Origin of the sequence: Mycobacterium sp., from assembly GCF_032161845.1 — a bacterium.
Classification (GTDB): Bacteria; Actinomycetota; Actinomycetes; order Mycobacteriales; family Mycobacteriaceae; genus Mycobacterium.
Genome location: NZ_JAVRQA010000182.1, coordinates 1 through 2,967, shown reverse-complemented (window position 1 = coordinate 2,967; position 2,967 = coordinate 1). Strand labels below are relative to the sequence as shown.

Here is a 2,967-nt window from a genome sequence, read left to right as displayed (position 1 = left end):
GAGGGGGTGGAAAGCGGCGTGCCGGACCTCAAGGAGGCGTTCGACACCGCACTGGACCTTCCGGCCGACGATCCCGACTACCTCGCGGGCAATCCGATGCTCGGCCCCAATACCTGGCCGGACCTGCCGGGCTTCGCGGCAGCGGTGACCGACTACTACGAGGCCGTACTTGAGGTCGGGCAACTGCTGCTGCGGGCGTTCGCCGTCGCGCTCGGTGAGGATCCGGACGTCTTCTCCCGGCATGCCACCAAGACGCCGAGCCAGCTGCGCCTGGTCCACTATCCGTACAACCCGGACGCCCGAGACGGGCTCGGGATCGGCGCGCACACCGACTACGAGTGCTTCACGCTGCTGAAGCCGACCGCGCCGGGCCTCGAGGTTCTCAACGGCGCAGGGGAGTGGATCGACGTGCCTCCGGTGCCTGGCACGTTCGTGGTGAACATCGGCGATCTGCTCGAGCTGTGGACCAACGGCACGTTCGTCGCCACCAGCCACCGCGTCCGCAGAGTCGTCGAGGAGCGGTATTCGTTTCCGCTGTTCTTCAACGTCGATTACGACACCGAGGTGAGACCGCTGCCGCAGTTCACGTCGCCCGACGCCGTGCAGCGGCAGGCGTTGCGAGCGGGGGAGCACCTATTCGCCCAGACCGCACAGAGTTTCGCGTATCTACGCAACCGCATCGCCAGCGGCGAACTGGTCCTGCCGGAGGGCTCGCTCGGGCTCAACCAATTCGGCCAGCAGGCGCTGCAGGGCGCCGAATAGTCCCTGAGTAAGCCTGCGTCAGTTGATCGGCGCGTTGACGACACCAAGGTCGTCGAGGATGCCGCGCGCCGCGACGATGCCCTCACCGGACTGCCACACCTCGTTGTTCACGATGAACACCCGGTTGTCGCGGACTGCGGACAGCTTCTTCCACGCGTCGCTCTCCAGCACCACCGCAGCACGATCCTTGGCGGCGGCCGAGTCGAACGACAGATAGACGACGTCGCCGTCGGCGGCCGAGAAGTCCGTCGACTTGGCCACCTCTGACGTGCTCACCTCGACGTAGGGCTTGTCGTTGAATCGTTGGGTGGCGGGGCGATCGGCCCCCACCGCGCCGAGCACGCTGGCAGGAAAGTCGTCCGTGCCGAAGATTCGCAGCGTGTTCTCGGTCAGCTGTACCACCGACACCTGATAGTGGGTGGCGTCGTTGGTGGCGCCGGTCTTGTCCGCGGCCTGCTCGAACCCGTCGATGAGCTGGTTGGCGGCGTCGACCCGGCCCGTGGCCGCGCCGACGGTGCGCAACGTGTCCTGCCATCCGGGTCCCGGGGCACCCGTGAACACCGTCGGCGCGATCGCCGACAGTTCGCCGTACGCCTCCGGCGTCAGCTCCTGCGAGCCGAGGATCAGCTCGGGCGTGGCGGCCTTGATCGCCGCGATGTCGGGAGCCGTGCGGTCGCCCGCGGGCGGCACGTCGTGCACGACCGTGCCGAGATACGACGGCTGAGTGGGCGATCCGTCGGGCACCGCGGCGGCCACGATGCGCGACTGCAGGCCAAGGGCGCAGAGCGCGTCGAGCTGGTCACCCGAGAGCACCACGATGCGCTGTGGATCCGCGGGCACCTCGGTCGTGCCCGCGGCGTGACGGACCTCGCGGGTCGGGGGGCCCTCGTCGAGTTGGGCCGGAGCGGGGGCGCAGGATTCGTCGGGTCTGCGCTGATTGCCAAGCACGCCGGCCCCCGCGATCTTGGTGGTGCTGGTGACCGGTGTGTTCGTCGCGTTGGGCGGTGGGCCTGCCGACTCGCTGCCGCAGCCGCTCACCACCGTCACCGCAATGGCGACGACGCCCGCGGCAGACGCGGCGATCGGACCCACCCGCGAGTTCAGAAATGGCACGTCGCCGACGGTACCAATTTCCCTGGTCGCCAGGCTCCGGCCCGCCACCCGCAGCCGGTCTGGCGCCATTCGCCGAGAGGTTCCTGCCAATTACGACGGTTTGTAGGACCCAAGACGCTGAGCGGTCCCTCGGGGGATAAGATTCCAGGAGCAAGCGGGTAGCCACCGCCGAACTTTTTTGGAGGATCTGTTGGTAGCCGAAGCGCCCCCAATCGGAGAACTCGAGGCACGCCGTCCGTTCCCGGCACGGTTGGGCCCCAAGGGCAACCTCATCTACAAGCTGGTGACCACCACCGATCACAAGATGATCGGCATCATGTACTGCGTCGCCTGCTTCATCTTCTTCTTCATCGGCGGGTTGATGGCGCTCCTCATGCGCACCGAACTCGCCCTTCCGGGTCTGCAGTTCCTGAGCAACGAGCAGTTCAACCAGCTGTTCACCATGCACGGCACGGTGATGCTGCTGTTCTACGCAACGCCCATCGTGTTCGGCTTCGCCAACCTGGTGCTTCCGCTGCAGATCGGCGCGCCCGACGTGGCGTTCCCGCGTCTCAACGCCTTCTCCTTCTGGCTGTTCCTGTTCGGCGCGACGATCGCCATCGCCGGCTTCATCACCCCCGGTGGTGCCGCTGACTTCGGCTGGACCGCCTACTCGCCGCTGACCGACGCCATCCACTCGCCCGGCGCGGGCGGTGACCTGTGGATCATGGGCCTGGCCGTCGGTGGTCTCGGCACCATCCTCGGCGGCGTGAACATGGTCACCACCGTTGTCTGCATGCGGGCGCCGGGAATGACGATGTTCCGGATGCCGATCTTCACCTGGAACATCCTGGTGACGTCGATTCTGGTGCTTCTTGCCTTCCCGCTGCTGACCGCCGCGCTGTTCGGTCTGGCCGCCGACCGACACCTCGGTGCGCACATCTACGACCCGGCCAACGGCGGTGTGCTGCTGTGGCAACACCTCTTCTGGTTCTTCGGGCACCCCGAGGTGTACATCATCGCGCTACCGTTCTTCGGCATCGTGAGTGAGATCTTCCCGGTGTTCAGCCGCAAGCCGATCTTCGGCTACACCACGCTGATCTACGCGACGCT

The 2,967-nt window shown here is 66.8% G+C and carries 3 protein-coding genes; 2 read left to right on the top strand and 1 reads right to left on the bottom strand.

Going from position 1 to position 2,967, the window contains the following annotated elements:
• On the top strand, window positions 1–762 hold a 762-nt coding region (locus QOD90_RS10510; protein ID WP_526349340.1), incomplete at its 5' end, for an isopenicillin N synthase family dioxygenase.
• Window positions 763–780: 18 nt separating this feature from the next.
• On the opposite strand, the gene QOD90_RS10505 is transcribed toward QOD90_RS10510, so the two are convergent.
• Window positions 781–1,875 carry an iron-siderophore ABC transporter substrate-binding protein gene (locus QOD90_RS10505; protein WP_526349338.1) on the bottom strand — a complete coding sequence of 365 codons (1,095 nt, stop codon included), beginning with the start codon at window positions 1,873–1,875 and terminating at the stop codon, window positions 781–783.
• A gap of 190 nt (window positions 1,876–2,065) precedes the next feature.
• On the opposite strand from QOD90_RS10505, the gene QOD90_RS10500 reads away from it, so the two are divergent.
• Window positions 2,066–2,967, top strand: a 902-nt coding sequence (locus tag QOD90_RS10500) for a cbb3-type cytochrome c oxidase subunit I (RefSeq protein ID WP_526349336.1), incomplete at its 3' end; no start/stop codon positions are given.